Consider the following 25733-nt stretch of genomic DNA (forward strand, 5'->3'; position numbering starts at 1 on the left):
GTATAACTGCCCTGTAATGTACCCGAGATTAAACCTTTGGCTTATCTTCGGTAGTAGTTGTTGTGGTATTTGCGGTAGTAGAGTTTTCGCCGTTTTGCGCGTCTTTAAACTCTTTAACGCCTTTACCTAAACCTCGCATTAATTCAGGAATTTTCTTCCCGCCGAATAAGATCAATATTGCAATAATGATCAGAATAATTTCTGGTGCGCCTAATCCACCCATGATTTTTAGTTTTTAATGAAATATTTTGTTACCTAACTTAGTTTATTCAATAGTTTTATTAACAGGTTCCTGCTCTGTCTCTACCGGGGCAGATGTTAACTTGTTTGCACTACCTGTTACCGGATGCTTAAGCTCGGTTTCATTTTCATAAGTAGCATCTTCGGCAGCGGCAGCTTGTGTTTCCATGTTCTCTGCAATGGCTTCGCCGGCAATTTCGTCTTCTTCAATAGCATCGGTTGCAGCGTGGCCTTCATAAGCCGCAATGGTACCGGCAACAGGCTCATGAGCCGGCAATTCCGGAGTAGTTTCAACTGGCTTTTCCGGCTTTTTATCCTCGTAGTTATTAATCTGGTTATTGATCTCGCGCTTCACATCCTCTGATGCTTCTTTAAAATCACGAATACCTTTTCCTAACCCGCGGGCAAGCTCAGGCAGCTTATTACCGCCAAACAGCATAAGGGCCACAAATAATATCAAAATCATTTCCGGCGTGCCGATATTCAAAAATAATAAAACCGAACTTAACATCTTTTTTAATTTAAGATTACAAATATATACAATTAGTATTGCATCAAGTTAAAAATCAATCGGGTGCAAGCCATAACCTGGGGTTAACAAACTCCCTGCCTTTATTTAAAGTAAATGTCATGGTCGCATCGCCTGTAGCAGGGTCTATTGCTACCGTACCTATAGTTTGTTTGGTACTCACCTTTTGCCCCACACTTACCGAAACCGATTTTAAGTTTGAGTATGATGTAAAGTATTCACCATGCTTAACTACCACTAAATAAGCGCCCGCAACATCTACAACACTCCTCACCTCGCCCTCAAACACCACACGTACCGCCGAATTAGGGTTAGTACGTATCTCGTAGCCGTTATTTTCGTTACGTATTCCGTCGGCATCCGCATAAGTACCAAAGCCATGCACTAACTGTCCGTTTGCAACCGGCCATGGTAAACGGCCACGATTGCCCAGAAAGTCGTTAGACAGCCTTGCTGCCTCTGGCGTAGCATTCAGTATCTCGCTATTTGTAGAGTTTTTGGTAATGGTTGGCTTTGTTGCAACCGCTTCCCTGTTCTCCGCCTTTGCCCTTGCGGCTTCGGCACGGGCACGCGCCCTTTCTTTTTCTTCTGCCTCCCTTTTGGCTATTTCAATTTCCCGCCTGATGGCTGCAGTGATTGCTTTGTTAGTTTGCGCCAACCTTCTGCGTACATCACTTTGCTGCTTTCTTAACGAGCCTTGTTGTTTAGAGATATCTGATATAACCTTTACCTGGTTATTTTTGGCCTTGCCTAACTCCTCTTTTTCCTTTTCCTGGCTTTGCAGCAATGTCCTTTTTTCCCGCTTGTCTTTATCTAACTCGTTGATCTTTACATGCAGGTCGCGCTGGGTATTTTGTATGTACCCGGCCTGCCGCTCGCGGTAGGTGCCAAACTGCTGTAAATATTTTAAACGCCGATAGGCCTGGTTAAAGTCTTTGGCAGCGAAAATAAACATGAGTTTATTGTACGCGCTTTGGTTACGGTAAGCAAAAAGCACCATGCCGGCGTACTCTTTCTTTAACTGATCTAACTGCCCCTGTAAACTACGTACGGTATTATTGCTCTCAGAGATCTGATTATCTAAATTTCTTACCTCAGAGTTGATGTTTGTGATTTTTTCTTCGCGAAGATTGATCTGAGCTTTTAAAATATTAAGCTGTTTTAACGAAACCTTCTTACTGTTCTTAGTTTCTTCGTATTCACGGTTAAGCTGTTCAAGCTCGTCTGACAATTTATCGCGCCGACGTTTCAATTCGGCACTGCTTTGGGCAAAAACACCCGTTGCTGCAAATACACAAACAAGAAAAAAAACGGCTCTAAAAAATTTCATTCACCAAAAATATAATTTAATTAGCAGGTTCGTAACTTTTAGGGATACTAAAAGGATAATCAAGCGGCTGATCAAACTCGGCCCTGGTATAGCGTAGGTTTGCCTGTATCTTTTTATCTCCTGCTGTAGATGAAATATCTATTTGTGAAGGTATAATGCGGTTATCAGCCTGTATGAACACATTGTTGGTTACCTGTAACGCCTGCCTTGCCGCCGTATTTGAAAGGCTGGTTTGTGTAACTTTAAGATCGGCCCCCAGCAGCAGCTTGAAAACCACTGCCTGTAAATTGCCGTTTATAACGGTATTGTTACCTTCGGTCGTTAAATCTACATCCTCATTCAGTAGCTCGGGAATGGCATTGCCCACCAGCAGCGACTGTATGGTTTTAAAATTAACCTGTTTGCCGGTAAAGCTATGTATATAGCTAAAAGGTTTGTTCAGATACAGGCTTTGCAGGCGGTTTAAAACCTGCAAGCTATCCGGCGTTATCTGCGCGCGCGCTACCTCGATGCCAGCTATCGCTGTGATGGATATCCATATTTTTTGATCGCGGTTAATGCGGATGTTCAAGGTAACATCATTGCTTTTGCCATTGATATCCAGCTTGGCCTTGGCCTTGCCCGAAAAGGTATTGAAAGTTACCTGCTGCGATTTGATAGCGGCAAGCTTGCTGCGCAACGTGTTTGCTTTATTGATAGCGGCCGAATCGGCAACGGCGGGGCGATTTACAACAACCAGTTTTTTTGATTTACATGCCATCAAACCAAAAAGGCAAATGATGACGGCAACCTTATTCAAAATATTTTTTCTCATTAATCTTGCGTTCTAATAGCGGCGAATTACCGCCTTGCTGTTTTGCTTTTAACCAATTTTGAAGCGCAGCACCGGTATCGCCTAAAAAGTATAAAATATCGCCGTAATGCTCTGTTTTCACGGCGCTGCTACCTTTGGTATGTAAGAGCGCCTTTTCCATCCAAAGTTTAGCCTCGGTGTATTTTTTTTGCCTGAACAATATCCAGGCATAAGTATCTTCAAATGACGCGGTATTAGGCTGAAGCGCATTGCTCTTTGCCGACATTTGCGACGCTTTATCTAACTGCTCATTTCTTAACGACAAATAGTAGGCATAATTGTTCAGCGTGAAAGCATTATCAGGGTCATGCGCAATTGCCTTTTCATATGCCATGTCTGATGCAGTATTATCCCCTGCAGAATGGTACGCATCGCCTAACAACGCATAGCTTTGTGTAAGCAGGTTTTTATCGCCTGCGCCTAAATCCGAAGCGTTTTTTAGGTAACTGATAGACTTTTTATAATCTTTTTTCTCTAACCAGGCGGCGCCAACCATATAATTCATCCATGCCTGGTTCGGAAAAAGCGCTAAGGATTGCTCGCCATCAGCAATAGCAGCATCAATATCATTCTCGCCCAGCTCTATCCTTACCAACTGCTCCTGTATATTGTAGGCCTGCTTATCTAAGCTTACCGCTTTTTTGTAAACTTCTTTGGCTTCTTTTATCCTATCATTCTGCAGCAGCATGTCGCCGTAAATAGCTTGTGCCTTGCTTTCGTCCGGGTGGGCGGTCGCGATAATGCGGCTCAGCTCCAAGGCGCTTGCCTTAGCGTTAGGCTCCGGGAATTTGGGCACATAGCCTAATATAATCCTCAGTTTCTGGTCGATGTCAATATCGGGATTTGCAAAAGCAATTTCCAGTTCATCATAGCTGGCCTCGGGTTTGTTTTGCTCACGATAAATATCTGCCAAAGCCAGGTGGAGCATTCCGTTTTGCGGGTCAACAGCTTTGGCCTTTTGCAGTGTGGCCAATGCTTTATCATTTTGCCCGTTAGAGTTATAAACCTCTGCCTGCCCCAGGTAATATCGTATTTGTGTGGGGTTGGCAGTTATCAGGTCATCAAATAATGACGCTGCTTTTTTTACATCGCCCTGTCTTAAATATATCTTCTGGCGGTTAAAAAGCAACTCTTCGCTCGGCCCGGCCAACTGTTCAACTTTATCGTAAAGCTTTAGGGCTTCGTTATATCTTTTTTGCAGATAAAAAGCATTGGCCTTATCAAAGTAATAATCCGGCTTTTCGGGGTTAAGGCGGATAAGCTCATTGAACACATTCTCCAGCTTGCTAAGGTCATTGTTTTTTTCATACACCCCGGCAAGTGCAACCCAATACCATTCGTTATCAGGGTTTACGGTTACCGCACGTTCCAGTAAAGGCTGCGCTTCCTGGTAATTGTTTTTTATAAGCTCGAGGTTGGCCAGCTCAAACATGCTGGCATCATTGGCGGGGTCTATCTGCAGCACATGGTTAAAAAGCTCGGCAGCCTGCTTGTTGTTTTCCATGGTTTTTTCGCGCAGGGCCGAAAAAAACAACTGTTTAACGGCGCTGCTGTCTGTTGCCGACATAGGACGGCCGGCAATAATAATGGCACTATTAGCGCTGCCGATTTTGTTGTTTTGTGCAAAACCAGCCAACGGTATCAACGTAAATAAAGTTAATGCTGCCGTTAATCTCATGCTTATCCTAACCCGGTGTGCCCATAACCGCCATGCCCGCGTGTTGTTTCGCCTAACTCATCTGCCTGTACCCAGGTAACCTGCTCGTGTTTAGCTACGATCATCTGGGCTATACGGTCGCCGGTATTAATTTCAAAATCTTCGTTTGAAAGGTTTACCAGCAGTACTTTTATTTCGCCCCTGTAATCGGCATCTATAGTACCCGGAGAGTTTACAATGCCAATACCATGTTTAAACGCCAGGCCGCTGCGGGGGCGTATTTGCGCCTCGTAGCCTTCAGGCAGTTCGATATGCAGGCCGGTTGGTATCAGTTTACGCTCAAGCGGTTTTAAAGTAACGGTTTCTTCGAGGTTTGCCCGTAGATCCATACCTGCCGCATGCAGCGTTTCATATGCCGGAAGGGCATTTTTTGAATTGTTGATTATCCTGATGTTCATTTGCTAAATATAGCTTTTAGTTCTTTGCGTTCGGCATATAAAGCGCCTAAGCCAAATAAAACGAAAAGACCGTTACCTATAAATATATTACGATGAAAAACACTGAATGATAAATAAACGAGCGCCACCGATATAATGATATAGGCAAGGTTCTTTTTTATATTATAAGGTATGGGATAGTTTTTTTGCCCCCACAGGTATGATAAGATCATCATGCTGGCATAGGCAGCAAGTGATATCCAGGCCGATGCGATATAACCAAAGTAGGGAATAAAAATCAGGTTAAGTATTATGGTAAGTATTGCACCTACCCCAGAAATGTATAAGCCATATTTAGTTTGATCCGTCAGCTTATACCAAACAGATAAGTTCATGTAAATACCCAGGCTTACATACCCGAACAACAATACAGGGATTACCTGTATGCCCGACCAGTACAGCGTAGTTTGCTCCGCATTTTTCCCTTTAATAAAGTATTTAAGCAGCTCGATATTAGCTACCAGCGCAACAAATATGATGCATACCGCTATCACAAAATAATTCATGATCCGCGCATAGGTAAGCGTGGCATTCTTGTTTTTGGCATGGCTAAAAAAGAACGGCTCGGCACCCAGCCTGAAGGCATTGACAAATATGCTTAGGAAGATGGATATTTTTGCACAGGCTGTATAAATACCCACCTGCATGGCGCTTACGCTTTCGGGCAATAGTTTGCCTAATAATATCTTATCCAGGTTTTCATTAACAAGGTAAGAAAAGTTGGCTATCAATACAGGCCAGCTATATACTAACATTTCGGAGAATAACACCCTGTTGAAAGAAGGCCTTAATTTGAGCAACTCTGGTAAAAGCATTAAAAAAGTAACAATGCTTGATATCAGGTTAGATAAGAACACATATCCTAACCATCCTTGCTTAAACCAGGGTTTAATAAAAGCCGCTCCCGGTAAATTATGCTTTATGATAAACGGTACCGCGTAAATAAAAAACAGGTTGAAACCTACAAATATCACAACGTTTGCCAGCTTGATTATGCCATAGCGGCCAGGATGGCCATCTGCACGTACTTTAGCAAAGGGGATGACACATAATGCATCAAAAATTAAAATACCAATGAAATATTTGGTATATAAAACATACTGATCTTTGGGAGTAGTATTATCTACCCGTATCCAATCTGTGATATTACCTGCAAAAGGGAAGGTCAGCAAAAAAAACAGCAGTGATATAGCCAGAATAGCGGCAAATGAGTTGTTATAAACAGCCTGCTTATTGTTTGGATGTTTATTGAGGTACCTGAAATAAGTTGTCTCCATGCCAAAAGCCAGCAATGCGTTCAACATAGATGCATAACTGAACATGTTGCCGAAAATACCGTATGTTTTAGCGGCATAAGTTCGGGTATATATGGGCGTAAGGAAAAATCCAAGTACCCTGCCGGCTATAGTGCTTAAACCGTACACAGCCGTTTGCCCGGCAAATTTTTTAGCGGTTGACAATTATAATGGAGCTATTAATGGTTATGAATTATTTTTTTACTACCTCAAAATTACGATAGTTTTTTAATTCGCCTTCATGGCTCTCTATAGATGTTACGGTGGCATCTTCAGGCCCTTCCTTACACCAGTCTAAAAACATGTCCATAGTAGTGGTATCTGCTTCGGCGGCAATAAAAACATCACCATTGCCCTCATTTTTAACAAAGCCCTTTACGCCTAACTGGTCAGCTACAGCCTTGGTAGATTTACGAAAAAAAACGCCTTGCACTTTCCCTTTAACAATTATATCCAGATGCTTCATGTTTGCGGTTGATAGTTATGATAACGTACAACTGTCATTATCATTACAAATAAACTTAATCCTGTTCAATCAACCTAATTAGCTCTTAAACCAATTTTTTCACTTTGGTATCGTCGGTTATTTTAAACCCGCTAAGCCCGGTAAGTAAGTTAAGCCCCGGTGTTTTACCTGTTTCGATAGTTCCTTTTTCATTATCGATCCCTAAAAAGCGGGCGCCGTTGATAGTAGCCCATTCCAGTAGGGTTTCTATAGATAATGCCGGGAAGTTTTGCTGCAATGTGCGCATCTCATTTAAGATACACAGCTTTGTGTTTGAAGCAAGGCTGTCTGTCCCTAAAGTGATATTAAGGCCCTGATTAATGAAAAGGTCTACTTTTGGCAAACGCTTTTCTATATAAAGGTTAGCATTGGGGCAAAAACACCAGTTTATTTTACGGTCGAACCGTTTGATGAAATAAATATCCTTTAAGTTGGTACAAGTATTATGCACCATCAATATTTTTTGGCGGTTGGTTAAAAGCGGGATAATGCTTTGCAGCGAGTTGCGTGCCTGTGGCCTGAAAAAATCTATATTGATCCCCAGATGCTGATACAGGTCATTAAATCCTCCAAGTTTATAACGATAAAACTTGTTCTCATCTTCGCATTCCTGGTTATGGATACTCAGCAGATTTTCGCCACTGTCGCTATATTTTTTTATTAGCTTAAAAAGCTCTTTTGATACCGTGTAGGGTGCATGTGCCGTTATGGAAACTGATTGCGGCTTAAACTGCTCCGCTGTTTTCAAAGCGTTGTCAAACATCTCTTCGGCACGTTCTGGCACAAAGCCAAGTACCTCAACAAAAGTATGATAGTATAATTTGCTTTTGGCTTTTATATCTACGGTGACACTGTTGTTGGAAATATCTCCAACTGCAACAATGCCATTCTCATACATCTGCTGGTCGGCAGCTTCGGCCGCAGCGAGTATGTCGGTTTTATCTGACGAGCGCAGGGTAAGGATATCCTTAATAAAATTGATAAGCCCGCCGCCTTGTGCAATTTTATCCTGCAAATGCGAAAGCTCGGTATGGCAATGTGTATTGATAAAGCCCGGTACAATTACACCACTTAAAGTTTCAACAGGGACATCAATGGGAGGAGGAGTACTTTCGTCGGTGATTGAAATGATTTTTCCATAATCATCTACAGTAACAATTCCATTCTTGACGGGATCGGCACAAACAGGGAAAACGTAATCAGCTTTAAAACTTTTCATTAATATAACTTGGCATCAGCAATGTCTTGTTAAACCCACATTTCTCAAAAATACAATTAACTTTTAGTTATTGTTTTTAATCTGAAAAAAGAATGACTTTAAATTAAGAACAGATTTTTTAAATTTAAGTACTTTTGTAACGTGAACAATAAAAAAGATAAAATAGACATCCGCAGTCTTACGCTTGAAGCTCTTCAACAGCAGTTTATAAGCATGGGCGAAAAGCCTTTCCGGGCCAGGCAGGTTTATGAGTGGCTTTGGCAAAAGTCATGTTTATCTTTTGATGACATGAGCAATATTTCAAAAGAACTAAGGTCTAAACTGAACGAGACATTCGTTATCAACAATGTCAGGATAAATTCGTCGCAGGTTAGTGCTGATAAAACTATAAAAAATTCTTTTATATTGCATGATACCCATTTAATTGAGGGTGTTTTAATCCCAACAACCGACAGAATGACGGCATGCGTTTCTTCGCAGGTTGGGTGCAGCCTCACCTGTAAATTTTGCGCTACGGGATATATGGAGCGCAAACGCAACCTTAACCCCGATGAGATTTATGACCAGGTTGTGCTGATTGATAAACAGGCCCGTGAAAATTATGGCATACCGCTTTCAAACATCGTATATATGGGCATGGGCGAACCATTGCTTAATTACGCTAACGTTTTAAAATCTATAGAACGTATCACAGCCGAAGACGGGCTGAATATGGCCGCCAAGCGTATAACCGTATCAACTGCAGGCATTGCAAAAATGATACGCAAACTGGGTGATGATAAGGTAAAGTTTAACCTGGCTTTATCGCTACATGCCGCTAACGACGAAAAGCGTAATGCTATAATGCCTATAAATGAGCAAAACTCGCTTAAAGCCTTGGCAGAAGCTTTGAAATATTATTATGCTAAAACTAAAAACGCGGTTACATACGAGTATATTGTTTTTGATGGCGTCAATGATACCCTGAAAGATGCTGAAGAGCTGGCCCGTTTTTGTAAGCACCTGCCTTGTAAGGTTAATATTATTGAATACAACCCCATATCGTTTGCTAACTTTATTAATGCCGGCGAAGACCGCATTGAAGTATTTGCTGATTACCTGCGCAAACAAGGCGTTACCACTAATATCCGCCGCAGCCGCGGTAAGGATATCGACGCAGCCTGCGGGCAACTGGCCATCAACGAAAAAGAAAAGGAAGCCAGCCTTTCCTGAGTATTTAATTCTCAACCGCCTTACTTATCAGATATTTTGCTACTTTAAGGCATGCAATTACTGCGCAGTTATGTGGCCGATTTTGTTTCGCTGATCTTTCCGCGACTATGTGTGGCATGTAATAATACGCTTATAGCAGGGGAAGAACTGATGTGTACCGACTGCCGGTATAACCTGCCTTTAACTAACTTTCATTTACAGCCTGATAATATTGTTGCCCGCCAGTTTTGGGGAAAGCTTGATTTACAACAAGCCTACGCACTTTATTATTTTAACAAAGGCGGTAAAGTGCAAAATATGGTGCACCAGTTAAAATACAACGATAGGCCGCAGGTAGGAAATATGCTTGGAAATTTAGCCGGTAAACAGCTGCTCCAAAATAAAGGATATGCTTCTGTAGACTTGATTATACCGGTGCCGCTGCATACAAAAAGATTAAAGCAGCGCGGTTACAATCAAAGCGCGCACTTTGCTGAAGGTATTGCTGAAGTGCTTGATGCACGTGTTGAAAATTACAACCTGGTAAGATCTGTTGCGACAACCACCCAAACCCATAAATCGAGGTTCGCAAGGTTTGAAAACATGAAGGAAGTGTTTAAATTATCTCATCCCCAGAGCCTTGCCAATAAACACGTATTATTGGTGGATGATATTGTAACTACCGGCTCTACACTTGAGGCCTGCGGTAATGAACTACTGAAAGTGCCTGGTTTAAAGTTAAGTATCGCAGCCATAGCCTACGCCGAGTAAGCCCTTCACTATACAGGCCTCACCACTCACTATTTCCACTCACCTACTCACCATTTACCTCTCACTGTACTACTGTTTCTGATACCTGCTTAGTTTTTCGAAAAGTGTTGCCGGGTCAAACGGTTTAAGTATATAATCATTCATGCCGGCAGTTTCTATCTCGCCCATCTGGTTGCTCAGCATAGATGCGGTTAATGCAATAATAGGCAATTGCTGATAATACGATTCATTTTTTGACCGGATAACGCCTGCAGCTTCAAGCCCGCCCATAATAGGCATGTGTATATCCATTAATACCACATCAAAGCTCTGCTGTTGCTCAAGCTTATCAATCGCTTCCTGTCCATTTTCAGCAAAATCGGCGCTTGCACCCCATTTTTTTAGTACCTTATTTATAAGCAATCTGTTTATCTGGTTATCATCAACCACTAACACATTGATATTTAAGCCTGTTTCCACTTTATAACTTTTATTTATTTGATGGTCTTCCAATTTGTTAAATGTAATTGTAAACCAAAACGTCGAGCCTTCCCCAAGTACGCTATCTACATTGATACGCGAATCATGAAGCTCTATTAAACGCTTACTGATGGCCAAACCTAACCCGGTTCCTCCATAATTACGGGTAGTATCAGCTTCAGCTTGTTTAAATGATTCAAAAATAGTTCCTAATTTCTCTTTGGCAATGCCAATGCCGGTATCAGAAACCCCAAACCTTATGCGTACGGTATCTTTAGTTTGCTCAATTACCTTCAGATCGATATTGACACCGCCACGGCTGGTAAATTTAACAGAATTACTTACCAAATTCAACAAAATCTGTACAAGGCGCGCCCTGTCGCCAATTATTTTGACCGGCACCGCCTCATCTATGCTTTGTTTAAGATAAATATTCTTTTCATCCGCCTTAAATTTCATTGAACCGATGATACTCTGCACCATTTCGCGCAAATCAACTCCTGCTTTTTCCAGCTCGATATTTCCGGTCTCGATTTTAGTGAAATCAAGCACATCGTTTATAAGCGTCATCAGGTTCTCTGCCGAAAACTTAAGTATGCTTAAATTTTCTTTCTGCGACTCATGAGGGTTATCCTCAAGCAATAAGTGCGACATGCCTATAACCGCATTCAGCGGCGTACGTATCTCGTGGCTCATTACCCCTATAAACATATCCTTGGCACGGCTAAGCTGCAAGGCCTCTTCTTTAGCGGCAATCAGCTCCAACTCGGCCTTTTTCTTGGCTGTAATATCAATAATGGTTTCTATATACTTATCTACTTTGCCTTTATCACCAATAATAACCGAGTTAATGACGGATATCCAAAGCGGTTGCCCATCCTTGCGATAGATCAGCAGGTCTACCTCAAAAGATTGCTTTTTTTCTGAAAGCTCACGTGCTTTTTGTATGATCGATATATCGGTAAGTTCCCCTTTAAGCGAATCGCCAAGGTGCTTGTCCCGTACATCATCAATAGTATAACCTGTTATCTGCTCAAAAGCATTGTTAACCCACTCTACCTTGCCTTGGCTGTTGTTGATAACTACCCCGCTGTTGGTTTTGCTGGCTACCAATGATAGCATGGTAAGCTGTTCTTCTATTTTCTTGCGCTCGCTGATATCAACCATCACGCCTATCTGGCGTTCCAGGTTACCGGTATCGTTAAACAGCGGGCTGTTGGATATAAAAACCCAGGCGGTTGAACCGTCTTTTTTGTAAATTTTTATTTCAACCTCATAAGGCCGGTTTTCTTTTACGGCCTGCAAAGCGCTCTGAAATACCTCCAGGTTAGTATCCTCGCCTATAAGCAAAGTGCCAACAGTTTGCCCCTTCAGCTCGTTAAGTTTATAACCAATAATATGCTCCATGGCCTCATTCATCCATATGATATGACCTTTAGCATCGCGTATCATTATACCGCTTGGCGATTTACGCGCCGCAAAAGATAATACCTCTACCTCCTGTTCGGCCTTTTTACGTTTGGTTATATCTATCACTATGCGGATATATTTTTCAACCGATCCATCCGCATTGTATATTGGCGAATTGGTAATAGATACCCAAAGCTGCTGCCCGTAACGGCTTACCATAGCCAGTTCAACCTCGTACGACCGATTGTTTTTCCGTGCCTCAATCAGCGCTTTTTCAGCTTCTGCATCTACCGGTCTTCCCTTTAGTACCTCACCTAAAAATTTACCTTTTACATCTTTTAGGTTGTACCCGGTGATATTCTCAAAGGCCTCGTTTATCCATATTACCTCATCGTGGGCATTACTAATAACAACGCCATTTTTTATCTTACTGGCAACCAACGATAATTGCTGCGTTTCTTTTATCAGCTGCTGCTGATAGGTAGTATCCCTCCCGCTTGCATACCATTTACCATCACGGTTAATGGCAGTCCAGCTCAGATGCTTCACTTCGCCGGCAAGTGTAACAGTTTCTGTTTCCAGCTCAAATGGCTTGTGCGATTGCAGGGCTTCTTCTATTAACGGTATATACTTGTCCCGGTTACGGCCTACTACAAAATCCCATAATGATTTACCTATGGCCTGCTGCTTTGTGTAGCCTAAAATTGCAGTAACCGTATTATTTATGAATTCAATATCCCCTTGCCCGTTGGCGATAAAATGAATCTCTGACGAGCTGTTGAACAGTTCAGAATAACGCTTATGCGTTTCCAGGTTTTTTTCGAGTTCTTTTTTCTGTTTGCGCAATATCAGGTGCGACATTACCTCATTGGCCAGTGTGAGCATCGCATCACGCTGTTCATCCGAAAGATGTTTTGGTTTTTGGTCAAATACACATAAGGTGCCTATGCGGTATCCGTCCGGGTCAATCAGGGGGGCGCTGGCATAAAACCGTATGGCAAAATCACCTTTTACCAGGTCACTTTCACAATAAAGGTTATTTTGAGTAGCGTCAGGCACCTCTATAAGGTGGTCATTCAGGATGGTGTGCCTGCAAAAGGAATCTTCAAGCGGGATAAAATCTATATCAAAGCCAACCTTTGATTTAAACCACTGCCTTTTATCATCAATAAAGGTGATAAAAGCCAATGGTGCCTGGCATATATAGGATGCCAGGCGTGCTATGGCATCAAACTCCTTTTCGGGTAGGGTATCTAAAACATCATAAGAATTTAAGGCCGCTAAGCGCTGGTCTTCGTTTCCTTCCTGATGCTCTCCCGTTTTTATCATTTAGTAAATTAGTCCTTATCCCGGTACAATGGAAAGTCTTCCATCAATTTATGTACCTTTTTACGAATTTTCTTTATAGAAGTTTCGTTCTCAGGCTCTAAAATCACGGCATCTATCAGTTCAACAATAGTCTCCATGTGCTTTTCTTTTAAGCCCCTGGTAGTTATGGCAGCAGTACCAAGACGTATGCCCGACGTTACAAATGGCGACTTATCATCAAACGGAACCATATTTTTATTAGCGGTGATATCAGCGCTGACAAGGGCAGCCTCTGCAGCTTTACCGGTAATGTTTTTATTACGCAGATCGATTAGCATCAGGTGATTATCTGTACCGCCAGATATAATATCATAACCGCGGTCTACAAAAGCTTTGGCCATGGCTGCAGCATTAAGTTTAACCTGTGCAATATATTTCATGTAGCTGTCTGATAAGGCCTCGCCAAAGGCAACCGCTTTAGCTGCAATGATATGTTCCAGCGGGCCACCCTGCGTACCGGGGAAAACCGCCATATCTAATAATGACGACATCATTCTTACTTCGCCTTTAGGTGTTTTTAATCCCCATGGGTTTTCAAAATCCTTACCTAACAGGATTAGCCCACCACGCGGGCCGCGAAGTGTTTTATGTGTTGTAGTAGTAACTATATGGCAATGCGGTAGCGGGTCTGTCAGTAAACCGCGGGCAATTAACCCTGCAGGATGCGAAATATCAGCCAATACCAAAGCGCCAACCTTATCTGCCACACTGCGAATGAACGCATAATCCCAATCGCGCGAGTAGGCAGAGGCGCCGCAGATAATCAGTTTTGGTTTTTGCTCTAAAGCAACCCTTTCTAATTGCGCATAATCAATTAAACCGGTTTCTTTTACTACGCCGTAAAAATGCGGCTCATATAATTTACCGGAAAAGTTAACCGGCGAACCATGTGTTAAGTGGCCGCCATGCGAAAGATCAAATCCTAATATTTTGTCGCCGGGCTGCAGGCAGGCTAACATTACAGCTGCATTAGCTTGTGCGCCAGAGTGCGGTTGTACGTTTGCCCACGCGGCATTGAAAAGTTGCTTTGCCCGTTCAATTGCAATGGTTTCAATTTCATCAACCACCTCGCAGCCGCCGTAGTAGCGTTTACCGGGCAAGCCTTCGGCATATTTGTTTGTAGCAACAGAGCCTGCTGCCTCCATTACCTGCCGGCTTACAAAGTTTTCTGATGCGATAAGCTCAATGCCTTCTTCCTGGCGTTGCTGCTCCTCATCTAACAGCTTGAATATTAATTTGTCTCTTTTCATTATGTTGTTATAAAACGCGGCAAAGTTAGATATTAGATGTGAGATATGAGATGTGAGATTTAAAACTCTGTCATGTAATGTGCTTTCTTACATTTAATATCTAAAATATCACATCTCTTTAGGTTCTATCCAGAAGTTATTAAAACCCAGGCCTATGGTGATCTCTATCATTTCCTGCTGAAGCATCTCCAGCACTGCTAAAAAATTATAAACAAAATGCACCTTGTTTTCTGAGTTGCCTGCTATGTTTTTAAAGTCCATCTTTTTGTTGACCTGTAACAGATGGGCAATGGCCTCTTTCTGCTTCTCAATGGTATAGGGATACTGCACAACCGTGTGGTGCACTTCCTGGCTGCGGGTAAGGTATTGCCGCATCATGCGGTTGTATACCATCATTAACCGGTACAAAGTAAGCTCAGAAAGCTCCTCGCCAGGCACAGCAACCTTTTCCACCTGCTCAAGATCGGCTTTAATGTTACCCCGTTTTTCCTGCTTAAAGCGCTCATCCTCAAACGGCCGTAATTCATCACATAAAACCTTGAATTTCTTGTATTCGATCAGTTTACGGATCAGCCCCTCTTTTGTGTCCAGTTCGTTCTCCTCTTCGCCCGTATTGTGCCTTGGCAACAACATTTTTGCCTTTATGCGCATTAATGTAGCGGCAACAAAAATAAATTCGCTGGCCAGCTCCATGTTCAATACGGTCATTTGATGGATGTAATTCAGAAAATCGTCGGTAATGCGGGCAATGGGTATATCGTGGATGTCAAGCTCATCCCGTTCAATAAAAAACAGCAGCAAATCAAAAGGGCCTTCAAATTGCGGGAGTTTTATAGCAAACCCATCTTCGGTCATATGTCAAAAATACAGCTATTTAACGGTAAACAAATATTAATTTAAATTTCAAAACAATATTTAACTTTAACATATTCCAATTAAAATGGCTTACTTTGTAAGTTAAATCACAGTGATTAAATAACACATGCAGGTACCCGCCGGTGATCTTTTAAACAGAATTAAATATCCTTCTGATCTAAAGCAACTTAAGGAAGACGAACTTGAACAGGTTTGCAACGAGCTGCGGCAATATATTATTGATGTAGTATCGGTTAACGGCGGTCACTTTGCCGCAAGCCTGGGTACTGTGGAGCTTACTGTAGCTTTGCAATATGTATTAAACACCCCTTATGACCAATTGGTATGGGATGTAGGCCACCAGGCTTACGGGCACAAGATATTGACCGGCCGGCGCGAGATTTTTCATACCAACCGCGTTTACAAAGGCATAAGCGGTTTCCCCAAACGCAGCGAAAGTATTTATGATACATTTGGTGTAGGGCATTCATCCACATCTATTTCGGCGGCTTTGGGCATGGCTGTAGCATCGCAGTATAAAGGCGAAACAGACCGGCAGCATGTTGCTGTTATTGGCGATGGTGCCATGACCGCGGGCATGGCTTTTGAAGCCCTTAACCATGCCGGTATAGAAAACTCTAACATCCTGGTGATACTGAACGACAACAACATGTCTATCGATCCGAATGTTGGCGCACTTAAAGAGTATCTTACTGATATCACCACATCAAAACCTTATAACCGTTTAAGGGATGATATCGCCACTGTACTGGCCAAAATATCATCTATGGGGCCCGATGCTTTCAAAATCGCTAAAAAGATAGAGAAAAGCGTTAAGGGCACACTTTTAAAGCGCAGTAACTTTTTTGAAGCGCTTAAATTCAGGTACTTTGGCCCCGTTGACGGGCATGATGTAAAACACCTGATAAAATTACTGCGCGACCTGCGCGACATCCCCGGACCAAAGCTGCTGCACTGTGTTACCGTAAAAGGTAAGGGGTATGCTTTAGCAGAAAAGGACCAGACCAAGTGGCATGCGCCCGGTTTGTTCGATAAAATTACCGGCGAAATAAAAAAGACAAAATATGATAAGCCGCAACCGCCAAAATACCAGGACGTGTTTGGGCATACTATCATAGAGTTGGCTGAAGCTAACCCTAAGATAATGGGTATTACACCTGCCATGCCATCGGGCTGCTCATTAAACCTGATGATGAAAGCTATGCCTAACCGCGCGTTTGACGTAGGTATTGCTGAACAGCATGCCGTTACCTTCAGCGCCGGGCTGGCTACACAGGGCCTGATACCGTTTTGTAACATTTACTCCAGCTTTATGCAGCGGGCTTATGATCAGGTGATCCATGACGTGGCTATACAAAAGCTTAACGTAGTAATGTGCCTTGACCGTGCAGGCTTTGCAGGAGCGGATGGTGCTACCCACCATGGCGCTTATGACCTGGCTTATATGCGTTGCATCCCTAACATGACCATCTCTGCCCCCATGAACGAGGAAGAGCTGCGAAACCTGATGTACACCGCACAGCAGGATAACATGGGCCCTTTTGTTATACGTTACCCGCGTGGCAATGGCGTTATGGTTGACTGGCAACGCCCAATGAAAGCCATACCTGTGGGCAAAGGCCGAAAAATATGCGATGGCGAAGAAGTTGCCATTTTATCTATCGGTGCTATTGGCAACGAAGTGGTTAAAGCGACTGAACAGCTGCACACGGATGGTTACTTCCCGGCACATTATGATTTACGCTTTGTAAAACCTTTAGATGAGGCTTTGCTTCATGAGGTTTTTACAAAATATAACCATATCATTACTGTAGAAGACGGTTGCCTTGAAGGTGGTATGGGCAGCGCCATACTGGAGTTTATGGCTGATAATAACTATAATGCGCATGTTGTGCGCTTAGGCATACCGGATGCTGTTATAGAACACGGCGAACAGCCAGAACTATGGGCAGAGTGCGGATATGATGCGGCCTCTATTGCCGCCCAGGTAAAACAGCTCGGCATTAAAAGGGAAACACATCATACAATAGCCTCCTGAAGATATTTAATTAAAAACAAAGAGCGATGATTTCTCGCCCCTCTTTGTTTTTAATTAGTCCCTTCGCTGTCGCGAGATTAGCACAGCGTATCTTGTGACCTTTCATGGATAAAGCTTCCGGCTTTTGTCAGCTGAAAGCTGACATGTATTTAGACACGAGCTAAAAGCTCGCGCCAGCAAACGCTTACTTTTCGCTGTCGCGAAATTAGCACAGCGTATCTCGTGACCTTACTTGAATAAAGCTTCCAGCTTTTGTCAACTGAAAGCTGACATGTATTTAGACACGAGCTAAAAGCTCGCGCCAGCAAACGCTTACTTTTCGCTGTCGCGAGATTAGCGTAGCGTATCTCGTGACCTTACATGAATAAAGCTTCCAGCTTTTGTCAGCTGGAAGCTGACATGTATTTAGACACAAGCTGAAAGCTTGCGCCAGCAAACGCTCCATCGGTTGAAGCTGACAAAAATAGCGATGATTTCTCATCGCTATTTTTGTTTATTAGTTGGTACCGCGCGGGGGCTGTGCTTTCGGCAGTTCTTTACGTGGTATCATATCCTTACGCTCGGATGTATTGTAAACAAACGATGCTACAATGGTAGCTGCCTGTTTAAGGTCATCTTCGCTTAAACGGTCGTAGGTGTCCTGGTTGCTGTGGTGGGTACGGGTACCATAATCCATCGCATCCTGTATAAACTGGAAGCCCGGTATACCTACCGCATCAAACGAGAGGTGGTCGGTACCGCCCGTGTTGCCAATTGTAACGGTTGTTGCACCCAGATCTTTAAACGGCGCTAACCAGGCTTTAAATATCGGGCCTGCTGCGCTGTCGCCCTGCAGGTAAATACCGCGGATCTTACCGGTACCATTGTCAAGGTTGTAATAGGCATCCAGCTTAGCTTGCTCCGGTTTAAGTTCCATTGTTTTAGGGTCACCAAAATGGGCTGCCACATAACCGCGCGAGCCAAATAAACCCTGCTCTTCCGAACTCCATAATGCAATGCGGATGGTGCGTTTTGGTTTAAAGCCCGTGGCTTTTAAAATGCGCATGGCTTCCATCATCACAGCGCTGCCTGCGGCGTTATCGGTTGCACCGGTTGCAGCGTGCCACGAATCAAGGTGACCGCCTATCATAACTACCTGGTCTTTCAATTTTTTATCAGTACCGGGTATTTCGGCAATCACATTATAACCCTGCAGGTCATCAGTAATAAACCGGGTTTTAATATCGGCTTCCATTTCAACTTTCTGTCCGGCTTTAACCAGGCGCAGTATGCGCAGGTAATCTTCGCCGCTGGTTTCCAACTCTGGCGCAACGGCTTTTGCTGTATCAGCGTATGATGCACCGTTTGTGGTGAATGTAGTGCCATCTGTACCACGGCCCTGGCTCAGTATCAAACCAACATTCTCATCAACCAAAAACTGGCTGATAGCGGCACGCATTGCTCTTGCTTTACGCATTGCAGCAAACTGCGGCGAGTTAGGGTCAAATGCCCGGCGTTGTCCCCGTTGTTGTGGTTTAGCAGCTTCCATTTCGGCAAGCTGCTCGTCGGTATAGCGTTCCAGATCGGGCTTGGTTATGCGTTTTAAAGTGTTTTGCGTGTCAAATATCACTATTTTACCGGCAAGCTTACCTTTGTATTTGTCCAGATCAGTAGTCGTATCGGCTTTAACCAATATTACTTCGCTTTTTATCGGGCCGTTGGTTCCGGGTGTCCATGCCTTTGGTATCGCTATAATGGCATGATAGTAAGGTACGGTAATGGCAGCATAATTTTTTTGCACTTCCCAGCCTTTACCGAATTTACCCCACGGCTCTAATTTTGCATTTGCAAGTCCCCAGCTCTTCAGTTGGTTAACCGCCCATGCCTGCGCTTTTTTCAAACCCGGTGAATTTGCCAGTCGCGGCCCGGATACATCGGTCAAATAAAATGCGGTTTCCATTACTTTGGAGTGGTTTAAGCCCTCCTCGCGAATTTTTGAAATAGCGGCCTGATCAACGGTTTCCTGCGCAAAAGCAGTACCCGCCAAACCCGTTACCGCCAAACAAGTGTAAAGTAGTTTTAATTTCATAATGAGTCAGTTAGTTTAACAACAAACAAACTTATTCAATTAGCATTGTAAAAAGCTACACTTCGGTTTAACAAAGTTGTTACACGTGTAAGAAATAATCGATAGAGGCTGGAAATTAATCTAATCCCGGAAATACACTTTTTTAATTTATCAGCAGCTTATACCCCCTGCCATGCACGTTAATGATCTCGACAGACGGGTCATCCCTTAAATATTTTCTTATTTTGCTTAAAAATACATCCATGCTACGACCGTTAAAATAATTATCGTCATGCCAGATGTTCAATAGCGCCTCTTCGCGGGTGAGCACTTCATTTCTTTTTAAACACAGCAGGCGCAGCAGCTCCGCCTCTTTGGTTGATAATTTCTGGATCTGATCTCCATGGGTGATCATCTGTGAGGTATAATCAAAATTATAATTGCCCAGTTGAAATTGTGAAGGTGAATCCTGTGTTTTTTTATCCGCGTTTTCAGCGCGCTTCAATAAAGCGTTTATACGCAGTAACAGTTCTTCGATGCGAAAAGGCTTGGTAATGTAATCATCGCCGCCAAGGTTAAACGCCTGGGTCTTATCCTCAATCATGGCTTTGGCGGTAGCAAAAATAATTGGCACCTGCGGGTTTACTTTTCGTATATCCTTACCTAAGGTAAACCCGTCTTTTTTGGGCATCATCACATCCAATATTACCAGGTCGTAAGTTTGTTTTGTGAAAGCGCGCAGGCCTTCTTCTCCGTCGGGGCTTAGGGTTACGTCAAACTTTCCCTTAAGCTGCAGATAGTCCTGCAGCAGCAAGCCCAGGTTCGGGTCATCTTCAACAAGTAATATTTTTTTCATATATGTTAGTCAGGATGCCTGCCAAAAGCAAACCCCAATCATTTATCAGGTATGATACTTATTATACGACGCTAAGCTTCAGCACTTGTTACAATGTGCCAAATTTTAATTCAAACTCAGATCCTTTATCTTTTTCAGACCGTACGCTTATTATGCCTTCCAGCCTTTTTACAATCGTATTCACATAGCTTAAGCCCAGGCCAAAGCCTTTTACATCATGCAGGTTACCGGTTGGTATCCGGTAAAACTGCTCAAATATCTTTGTCTGCTGGTCGCGGCTCATGCCAATACCTTTATCAGCAACTTTTATGATCAGCTGCCCGGCCTTGTTCAACGTGCTTATGGTTATTTCGGGCGCCTCTTTGCTGTATTTCAGCGCATTATCTATCAGGTTGTACAGTACGTTGCTAAAATGCAGGTCATCTGCCATGATTACCGGGTTATGCGCATCCAGATGAAGATGAGTAACCGCGTTGTACTTTTGAATTTTTAACGCCATGCTATCCAGCACAACGGTTATCATCTCGTTAACATCAATCTCTTTTTTATTAAGCTTAAAGTCGTTTTTCTCTATACGGGCTATGTTCAGTACACGCTCTATATGGCTGCCTAACCTTACGTTCTCTTCGTAAATCACATTGGCCAGCCTTGCAACCCGGTTTTTATCTTCAGCGATCTCGTCGTCTTTAAGGGCCTCGCTGGCTATCATGATGGTTGATACCGGAGTTTTAAACTCGTGGGTCATGTTGTTAATGAAATCTATCTTCATCTCAGATACCTTCTTTTGCCGGATGATAGAGAAGATGGTATAGCCAAAGCAAAATATCAGCACGAAGAGCAGGCCTGCGGTTGTGCTCATGGTAGCCGTCATGTTGCCTAAGATGAACGAGTTTTTTTGCGGAAATGATATTTTTATTTTACCGGGGTCGTTGATCAGTTCGTTACTGAAAATGGCCTTTTGATAGGTGTTGGCGGGAATAAACACCGGCTTTTGCCCCTTGGTATCCATAGCGCTTGAAAAGATAAGCGAATCGCTACTGGCGGTGCTCACCTCGTAGCTGAAAGGCAAAAATATGCCGCGGTTATGCAGCTCAAAACGCAACAACGAATCTATCCATAAAGGGTTGATGCGCTTATCAAGCGGCTCGTCAGATTTACGGTATTCTTCGGCCAGGTTGGCAATAACATTAGAAGGCGCCTTTTGCTTGCTTGGTAAATTAGCAATAGAATCGGCCTCAAGCATTTTTTTAACCTGCGAAAGCTGCTTTTCTTTTTGCAGGCGCTGCTGCTCGCGCACCCAAAGCGGGTTTAACTGTCTGGCAGAAATAACCTGTTTGCCAAATTGCGGGTCGATGTAGGTTGCATAAAGGGTATCGTACTTATATAATTTACGTTTTGGGCGCGGTGGCGTCTTCACAATCTCAGGGATGAACCGGCCATGGACATCGCCATATTCATCGGTAAACTCCTCAATGCGGATCCTTAAGTTTACCGATCCCTGCTGCATCAGGCTATTGATCTCATCGTCGGCCTTTTTATGCATGATCATGCGTTTAAGGCTATCCCGCAGCATAGCCAGTTTCTGCATCCGTTTACTTTGCTTTTTAACAATGCTTAATGAATCATCTGCCGGATACTTTTGCCCGTTGATACTGATCTCTGTTTTTTTATCACCGGCGTTTATATGGCTGATAGTAAAAATACGCTGCGATTTTGCATTTAAAAAGTTGATGGCATCCTGCTTTGAAACTTTACTTACCACGCTGTTAAGCGCCTCGTTAACCGATTGGTTAAACAACTCCGACTGCATCTGATAAGATTGCCGCAAAAAGTATAATTGCATGGCAACTACCCCAAGCAGCGCAAAACCCATCAACCCTATAATTAAACCTATGCTTCTTTTTTTCATGCAAATACAAAAATATCTGAAAATAGCAGCCCCGGAATGCTTTTAACAATTTTTAACAAATGCACATATGTGTTTAACAACTTGATTAATAACTCTTTTATAACTTTGTATCATAAAACTCACCTCAGCAGTAATCATAGTAATGAAAATAATTAATAAACCGGGATTTGAATTTGTGTTTACCTTGAGCCTGATGGGTATACTTGTATTGCCTTTGCTTGTATTTTCGCAAAACAAAAAAACGATCAGCATTAAGATTATCAATACTGATACCACCGTTAATGGAGTTGATATTAAGAAACTGTCTGAAGGCGAACGAAAAGAAGCGCTTGCCGCTATCCAGGACATACCCACTCCTCCACCGGTTCCCGAAACGTTTGCAAAATCTAACGCTACCATCTCTATACAAGCTGACACCAAAGCGAATAAGAATGTAATTATAGAAAGAAGAATAAGAACTAACGTTGAAAAACCAGTTAACGCCGCAGTTAAAGAGAATGACAGCACACAAGTACGTGTGCGGCTTAAAAAACTGAACGGTAGCGAAGGGGCTTTTACTTATCGCTTTGATAACGATTTGCCTCCTTTAGAAAACCATATCAATAAACTAATGCCTCACGGGCCGGATCATTCTTTTAATTTCAGAAACCGCAACTCTCAAAATTTTAATTACAGCAATACGGATAATGATGGCATCAGCACTACTATTAGTTATAGTGTAAATGATGCTGATGCAGAAAAGCTTAAAAAACTTACCGGTGCAGGTAAAGCAACGCTGGAGGTTAGCGATCTTAATTTGAGTTACGAATTCAGTACCGGTAAAACCATATTGACGTTGACCTTACCTTCCCCCGGCGCTGCAGAATTGAAACTTACCAACAGTAACGGTAAACAACTATGGGCAGATAAAATCTCGTCGGCCGGTTTCACTAAAAAGTTTGACCTAACGCTTAATGGTGTTTACTATCTACAGATTAAACAAGGTAATAAGGTTGCGCTTAAAAAGATAATAAAAGAATAGTAGGCGGTTTGAAGTCAGTATTTGGCGGTTAGCCGTTTGAAAAATAACAAAGCCCTTTCGATACTCGAAAGGGCTTTAATTTTTTGCCTGCTCACTGCAAACTTAAAACTGCCAACTAATTAAAACGGCAGATCGTCATCATCAGGTGCAGAGCTGATATCTGCAGGTGCCGCATATTCAGGTGCAGAGCTGCTGCCAGCACCGCCTAATACATTAACGCGCCAAAGCTGCAGGGAGTTAAAATATGTTTTTTTGCCTGTTTTATCCGTCCAGGGACGGCCTTTAAGATTAAAGAACACCTCTACATCGTCGCCAACTTTTACACTGTCAAGCAGGTTGCAGCGGTCTTGTATGGCCTCAAATTTTAAGTATTCCGGATATTGAGGGTTTTCTATGTATTCAAGTATTAATTCTCTCTTCTTTAACGACTCGGTAACCTGTTGGGTAGCCGACACTTCATGTACCTTACCTTTAACTTCCATAATTCAGAAATATTTAAAATGTAAAGTTAATAACCTAAAATTAAATAGCGGCGTATTTAATTCATAAATTCGCAGAATTATTATGCAAGTTTTCCACACTGAAAGTAAGATCATTATCACCTGCAATAAACGGCTTTCGCCATATCTGCAACAGGAAGTTGAAGCCCTTGGGTACAAGCCAACACGCGTTTTTTCTACCGGCGTAGAGCTGCAGGGAAACATCACTGATACCATCCCGCTAAATTTAAACCTGCGTTGTGCCAGCCAGATACTTTACCTGCTGAAAAGCTTTGAAGCTGAAGATCCGCAGGAGCTATACAACGAACTGGTAAAAATTGAATGGGAAGAGCTGATTGATTTTACCGGCTATTTTTCGGTAACATCCAATGTTAACAACAAGCACATCACCACCCCGCTTTTTGCCAACGTTAAGGTTAAGGACGCTATTGTTGACAGAATTAAAGATAAAAAAGGCATCCGCCCAAACTCCGGAGCCGATGTTAACAAAACTGTTGTGCACCTTTACTGGCAGGACAATAAAGCTGATGTTTTTCTGGATACTTCCGGCGAAACTTTGGCTAAGCACAGCTATCGAAAAATACCGGGCAAAGCCCCCATGCTCGAGGCTTTGGCTGCTTCAACCATCATTGCTACCAATTGGGACCGTAACAGCCATTTTATTAACCCCATGTGCGGCTCGGGTACGCTGGCTATCGAGGCCGCTTTATTGGCAACAGATAAGCATCCGGGCCTGTTCAGAATGAATTATGGCTTTATGCATATTATAGGTTATGATGAGCAGGTGTTTTTTACCGAACGCCGCAAGCTTAAGGATAAAGCGAAGAAGGCCGTGAGCTTTAAAATAATTGCTACTGATATTTCGGCTGATGCTGTCGATGTGGCCCGCCGCAATGCAAACACCGCCGGTGTAGAACATTTGATAGATTTTGACGTTTGTGACTTTGAAGAAACCGATGTGCCTGAAGGAAGCGGCGTTGTGATGTTCAACCCGGAGTATGGCGAGCGTTTAGGCACTCATACCAAACTGGAAATTACTTACAAACGCATAGGCGATTTTCTGAAAAAGAAATGCCTGGGTTATCGGGGCTATGTATTTACAGGGAACCCGGACCTGGCTAAGAAAATAGGTTTAAAAGCATCGCGAAAGATTGAATTTTACAACGGCAAGCTGGATTGCCGCTTATTTGAATATGAGCTGTACGAAGGCAGCAAACGAGAACAAAAAGAACAATAAATGAAAAAAATACTTGTAATAGCATTACTATTAGCATCATCGGTTTACTGCAAAGCGCAGCAGGAGTTAGCTTTTCCATTCCAGGGAGGGGCATTGATCATGAACCGTTTTTTTAAGGACAGTATTGCTATAAGCCCCGAAATGATAGCAAAAAAAGCATCGGGCGTTGCCGTGTTTAAATTTACTGCAGATATAAACGGTAACCTGCAAAAAATAGTGATTTATTATGCCGACGATTACGTGCTGACCATGCCAGTGATTGAAGCATTAAAAAAATCAACCAAAAAATGGATCATCCCTGATAAGGAAAAATTCCATGATTTTATCATACCATTTTCCATCAGCTATAACAGCCCGTCAACCAACCAGGCTGATGTACAAAAGGCAGCATACGAATTCTACAAGAAACGCAAGCCTATTTTAGCGAACGACCAAATACCGCTCAACTCGGCTACTTTGCTGCCTACTGTGGTGGTTAAGTATGACTTAAAATAAGGTTATTTAAGATGTTAATAAATGGGCTGCAGATTAATATTGCAGCCCCTTTTTATTTTACAGGCTTATCCACTGTTATTTATTCATAAATAACGGCACATCATTACGGTTTATATTGCATAGCATCAAGGAAATCCTTATGCCGAAAAAAATTTAATTTTAAATGTAACTTCTAAAATC

The 25733-nt window shown here is 42.7% G+C and carries 22 protein-coding genes; 6 read left to right on the forward strand and 16 right to left on the reverse strand.

Annotated elements, in window-relative coordinates; translation table 11 throughout:
* Positions 1 to 28 precede the first annotated feature (28 nt).
* The 9 genes from tatA (ACFQZX_RS13170) to ACFQZX_RS13210 form a co-directional block, all read right to left on the reverse strand.
* Positions 29 to 223, reverse strand: coding sequence for a twin-arginine translocase TatA/TatE family subunit (gene tatA, locus ACFQZX_RS13170; RefSeq protein ID WP_377116048.1), 195 nt, complete (start codon positions 221 to 223; stop codon positions 29 to 31).
* Positions 224 to 265: 42 nt separating this feature from the next.
* Entirely contained in the window at positions 266 to 751 is a 486-nt protein-coding gene (gene tatA, locus ACFQZX_RS13175; protein WP_377116050.1) for a twin-arginine translocase TatA/TatE family subunit, read from the reverse strand.
* A gap of 55 nt (positions 752 to 806) precedes the next feature.
* Positions 807 to 2099, reverse strand: coding sequence for a murein hydrolase activator EnvC family protein (locus tag ACFQZX_RS13180; protein WP_377116052.1), 1293 nt, complete (start codon positions 2097 to 2099; stop codon positions 807 to 809).
* Between the two features lie 16 nt (positions 2100 to 2115).
* Positions 2116 to 2913, reverse strand: coding sequence for a DUF4292 domain-containing protein (locus ACFQZX_RS13185; protein WP_377116054.1), 798 nt, complete (start codon positions 2911 to 2913; stop codon positions 2116 to 2118).
* Complete coding sequence (locus ACFQZX_RS13190; RefSeq protein ID WP_377116056.1) at positions 2891 to 4630, reverse strand: tetratricopeptide repeat protein; 1740 nt, start codon at positions 4628 to 4630, stop codon at positions 2891 to 2893. The genes ACFQZX_RS13185 and ACFQZX_RS13190 overlap by 23 nt, the downstream gene beginning before the upstream one ends.
* Positions 4631 to 4632: 2 nt before the next feature.
* A complete protein-coding gene (dut, locus tag ACFQZX_RS13195) occupies positions 4633 to 5067 on the reverse strand; it encodes a dUTP diphosphatase (RefSeq protein WP_377116058.1) in 435 nt (144 codons plus the stop codon).
* Positions 5064 to 6566: a lipopolysaccharide biosynthesis protein gene (locus ACFQZX_RS13200; RefSeq protein ID WP_377116060.1), complete on the reverse strand. Its 1503-nt coding sequence runs from the start codon at positions 6564 to 6566 to the stop codon at positions 5064 to 5066. Before ACFQZX_RS13200 ends, dut begins: the two co-directional genes overlap by 4 nt.
* Positions 6567 to 6594: 28 nt before the next feature.
* Positions 6595 to 6867, reverse strand: coding sequence for an acylphosphatase (locus tag ACFQZX_RS13205; RefSeq protein ID WP_377116062.1), 273 nt, complete (start codon positions 6865 to 6867; stop codon positions 6595 to 6597).
* Positions 6868 to 6952: 85 nt separating this feature from the next.
* Entirely contained in the window at positions 6953 to 8125 is a 1173-nt protein-coding gene (locus tag ACFQZX_RS13210) for an amidohydrolase family protein (protein ID WP_377116063.1), read from the reverse strand.
* 141 nt (positions 8126 to 8266) lie between these two features.
* Here ACFQZX_RS13210 and rlmN point away from each other — a divergent pair, with 141 nt between their 5' ends.
* Both rlmN and ACFQZX_RS13220 read left to right on the forward strand, forming a co-directional pair.
* Positions 8267 to 9337 (forward strand): 23S rRNA (adenine(2503)-C(2))-methyltransferase RlmN, encoded by a 1071-nt coding sequence (gene rlmN, locus ACFQZX_RS13215; protein WP_377116065.1) that lies wholly within the window; start codon positions 8267 to 8269, stop codon positions 9335 to 9337.
* A 51-nt stretch (positions 9338 to 9388) separates the two neighbouring features.
* Complete coding sequence (locus tag ACFQZX_RS13220; RefSeq protein WP_377116067.1) at positions 9389 to 10087, forward strand: ComF family protein; 699 nt, start codon at positions 9389 to 9391, stop codon at positions 10085 to 10087.
* A 69-nt stretch (positions 10088 to 10156) separates the two neighbouring features.
* Here the strand turns inward: ACFQZX_RS13220 and ACFQZX_RS13225 are convergent, their stop codons facing one another.
* The 3 genes from ACFQZX_RS13225 to ACFQZX_RS13235 form a co-directional block, all read right to left on the reverse strand.
* Complete coding sequence (locus tag ACFQZX_RS13225; RefSeq protein WP_377116069.1) at positions 10157 to 13285, reverse strand: PAS domain S-box protein; 3129 nt, start codon at positions 13283 to 13285, stop codon at positions 10157 to 10159.
* Between the two features lie 8 nt (positions 13286 to 13293).
* The gene (glyA, locus tag ACFQZX_RS13230; protein WP_377116071.1) at positions 13294 to 14574 is read right to left on the reverse strand and encodes a serine hydroxymethyltransferase; all 1281 of its coding nucleotides are present in this window, start codon (positions 14572 to 14574) and stop codon (positions 13294 to 13296) included.
* 108 nt (positions 14575 to 14682) lie between these two features.
* Complete coding sequence (locus tag ACFQZX_RS13235) at positions 14683 to 15429, reverse strand: segregation and condensation protein A (RefSeq protein WP_377116073.1); 747 nt, start codon at positions 15427 to 15429, stop codon at positions 14683 to 14685.
* Positions 15430 to 15556: 127 nt separating this feature from the next.
* Between ACFQZX_RS13235 and dxs the strand changes: the two genes are divergently transcribed.
* Positions 15557 to 17488 carry a 1-deoxy-D-xylulose-5-phosphate synthase gene (dxs, locus tag ACFQZX_RS13240; protein WP_377116077.1) on the forward strand — a complete coding sequence of 644 codons (1932 nt, stop codon included), beginning with the start codon at positions 15557 to 15559 and terminating at the stop codon, positions 17486 to 17488.
* A gap of 496 nt (positions 17489 to 17984) precedes the next feature.
* Here dxs and ACFQZX_RS13245 read toward each other — a convergent pair whose 3' ends face one another.
* The 3 genes from ACFQZX_RS13245 to ACFQZX_RS13255 all read right to left on the reverse strand — a co-directional run bounded on the left by ACFQZX_RS13245 (position 17985) and on the right by ACFQZX_RS13255 (position 22300).
* Complete coding sequence (locus ACFQZX_RS13245; RefSeq protein ID WP_377116079.1) at positions 17985 to 19556, reverse strand: M28 family metallopeptidase; 1572 nt, start codon at positions 19554 to 19556, stop codon at positions 17985 to 17987.
* Positions 19557 to 19698: 142 nt separating this feature from the next.
* Positions 19699 to 20391, reverse strand: coding sequence for a response regulator transcription factor (locus ACFQZX_RS13250; RefSeq protein WP_377116081.1), 693 nt, complete (start codon positions 20389 to 20391; stop codon positions 19699 to 19701).
* An 88-nt stretch (positions 20392 to 20479) separates the two neighbouring features.
* Positions 20480 to 22300 (reverse strand): sensor histidine kinase, encoded by a 1821-nt coding sequence (locus ACFQZX_RS13255; protein WP_377116083.1) that lies wholly within the window; start codon positions 22298 to 22300, stop codon positions 20480 to 20482.
* Positions 22301 to 22442: 142 nt separating this feature from the next.
* Between ACFQZX_RS13255 and ACFQZX_RS13260 the strand changes: the two genes are divergently transcribed.
* A complete protein-coding gene (locus tag ACFQZX_RS13260) occupies positions 22443 to 23321 on the forward strand; it encodes a T9SS type A sorting domain-containing protein (RefSeq protein WP_377116085.1) in 879 nt (292 codons plus the stop codon).
* A 119-nt stretch (positions 23322 to 23440) separates the two neighbouring features.
* On the opposite strand, the gene ACFQZX_RS13265 is transcribed toward ACFQZX_RS13260, so the two are convergent.
* The gene (locus ACFQZX_RS13265) at positions 23441 to 23803 is read right to left on the reverse strand and encodes a DUF3127 domain-containing protein (protein ID WP_377116087.1); all 363 of its coding nucleotides are present in this window, start codon (positions 23801 to 23803) and stop codon (positions 23441 to 23443) included.
* 82 nt (positions 23804 to 23885) lie between these two features.
* On the opposite strand from ACFQZX_RS13265, the gene ACFQZX_RS13270 reads away from it, so the two are divergent.
* Positions 23886 to 25058: a THUMP domain-containing class I SAM-dependent RNA methyltransferase gene (locus ACFQZX_RS13270; RefSeq protein WP_377116089.1), complete on the forward strand. Its 1173-nt coding sequence runs from the start codon at positions 23886 to 23888 to the stop codon at positions 25056 to 25058.
* Positions 25059 to 25553, forward strand: coding sequence for a hypothetical protein (locus tag ACFQZX_RS13275; protein ID WP_377116091.1), 495 nt, complete (start codon positions 25059 to 25061; stop codon positions 25551 to 25553).
* The last annotated feature ends 180 nt before the right edge of the window (positions 25554 to 25733 follow it).

It is taken from the genome of Mucilaginibacter litoreus (assembly GCF_042676805.1).
Taxonomy (GTDB): Bacteria; Bacteroidota; Bacteroidia; order Sphingobacteriales; family Sphingobacteriaceae; genus Mucilaginibacter; species Mucilaginibacter litoreus.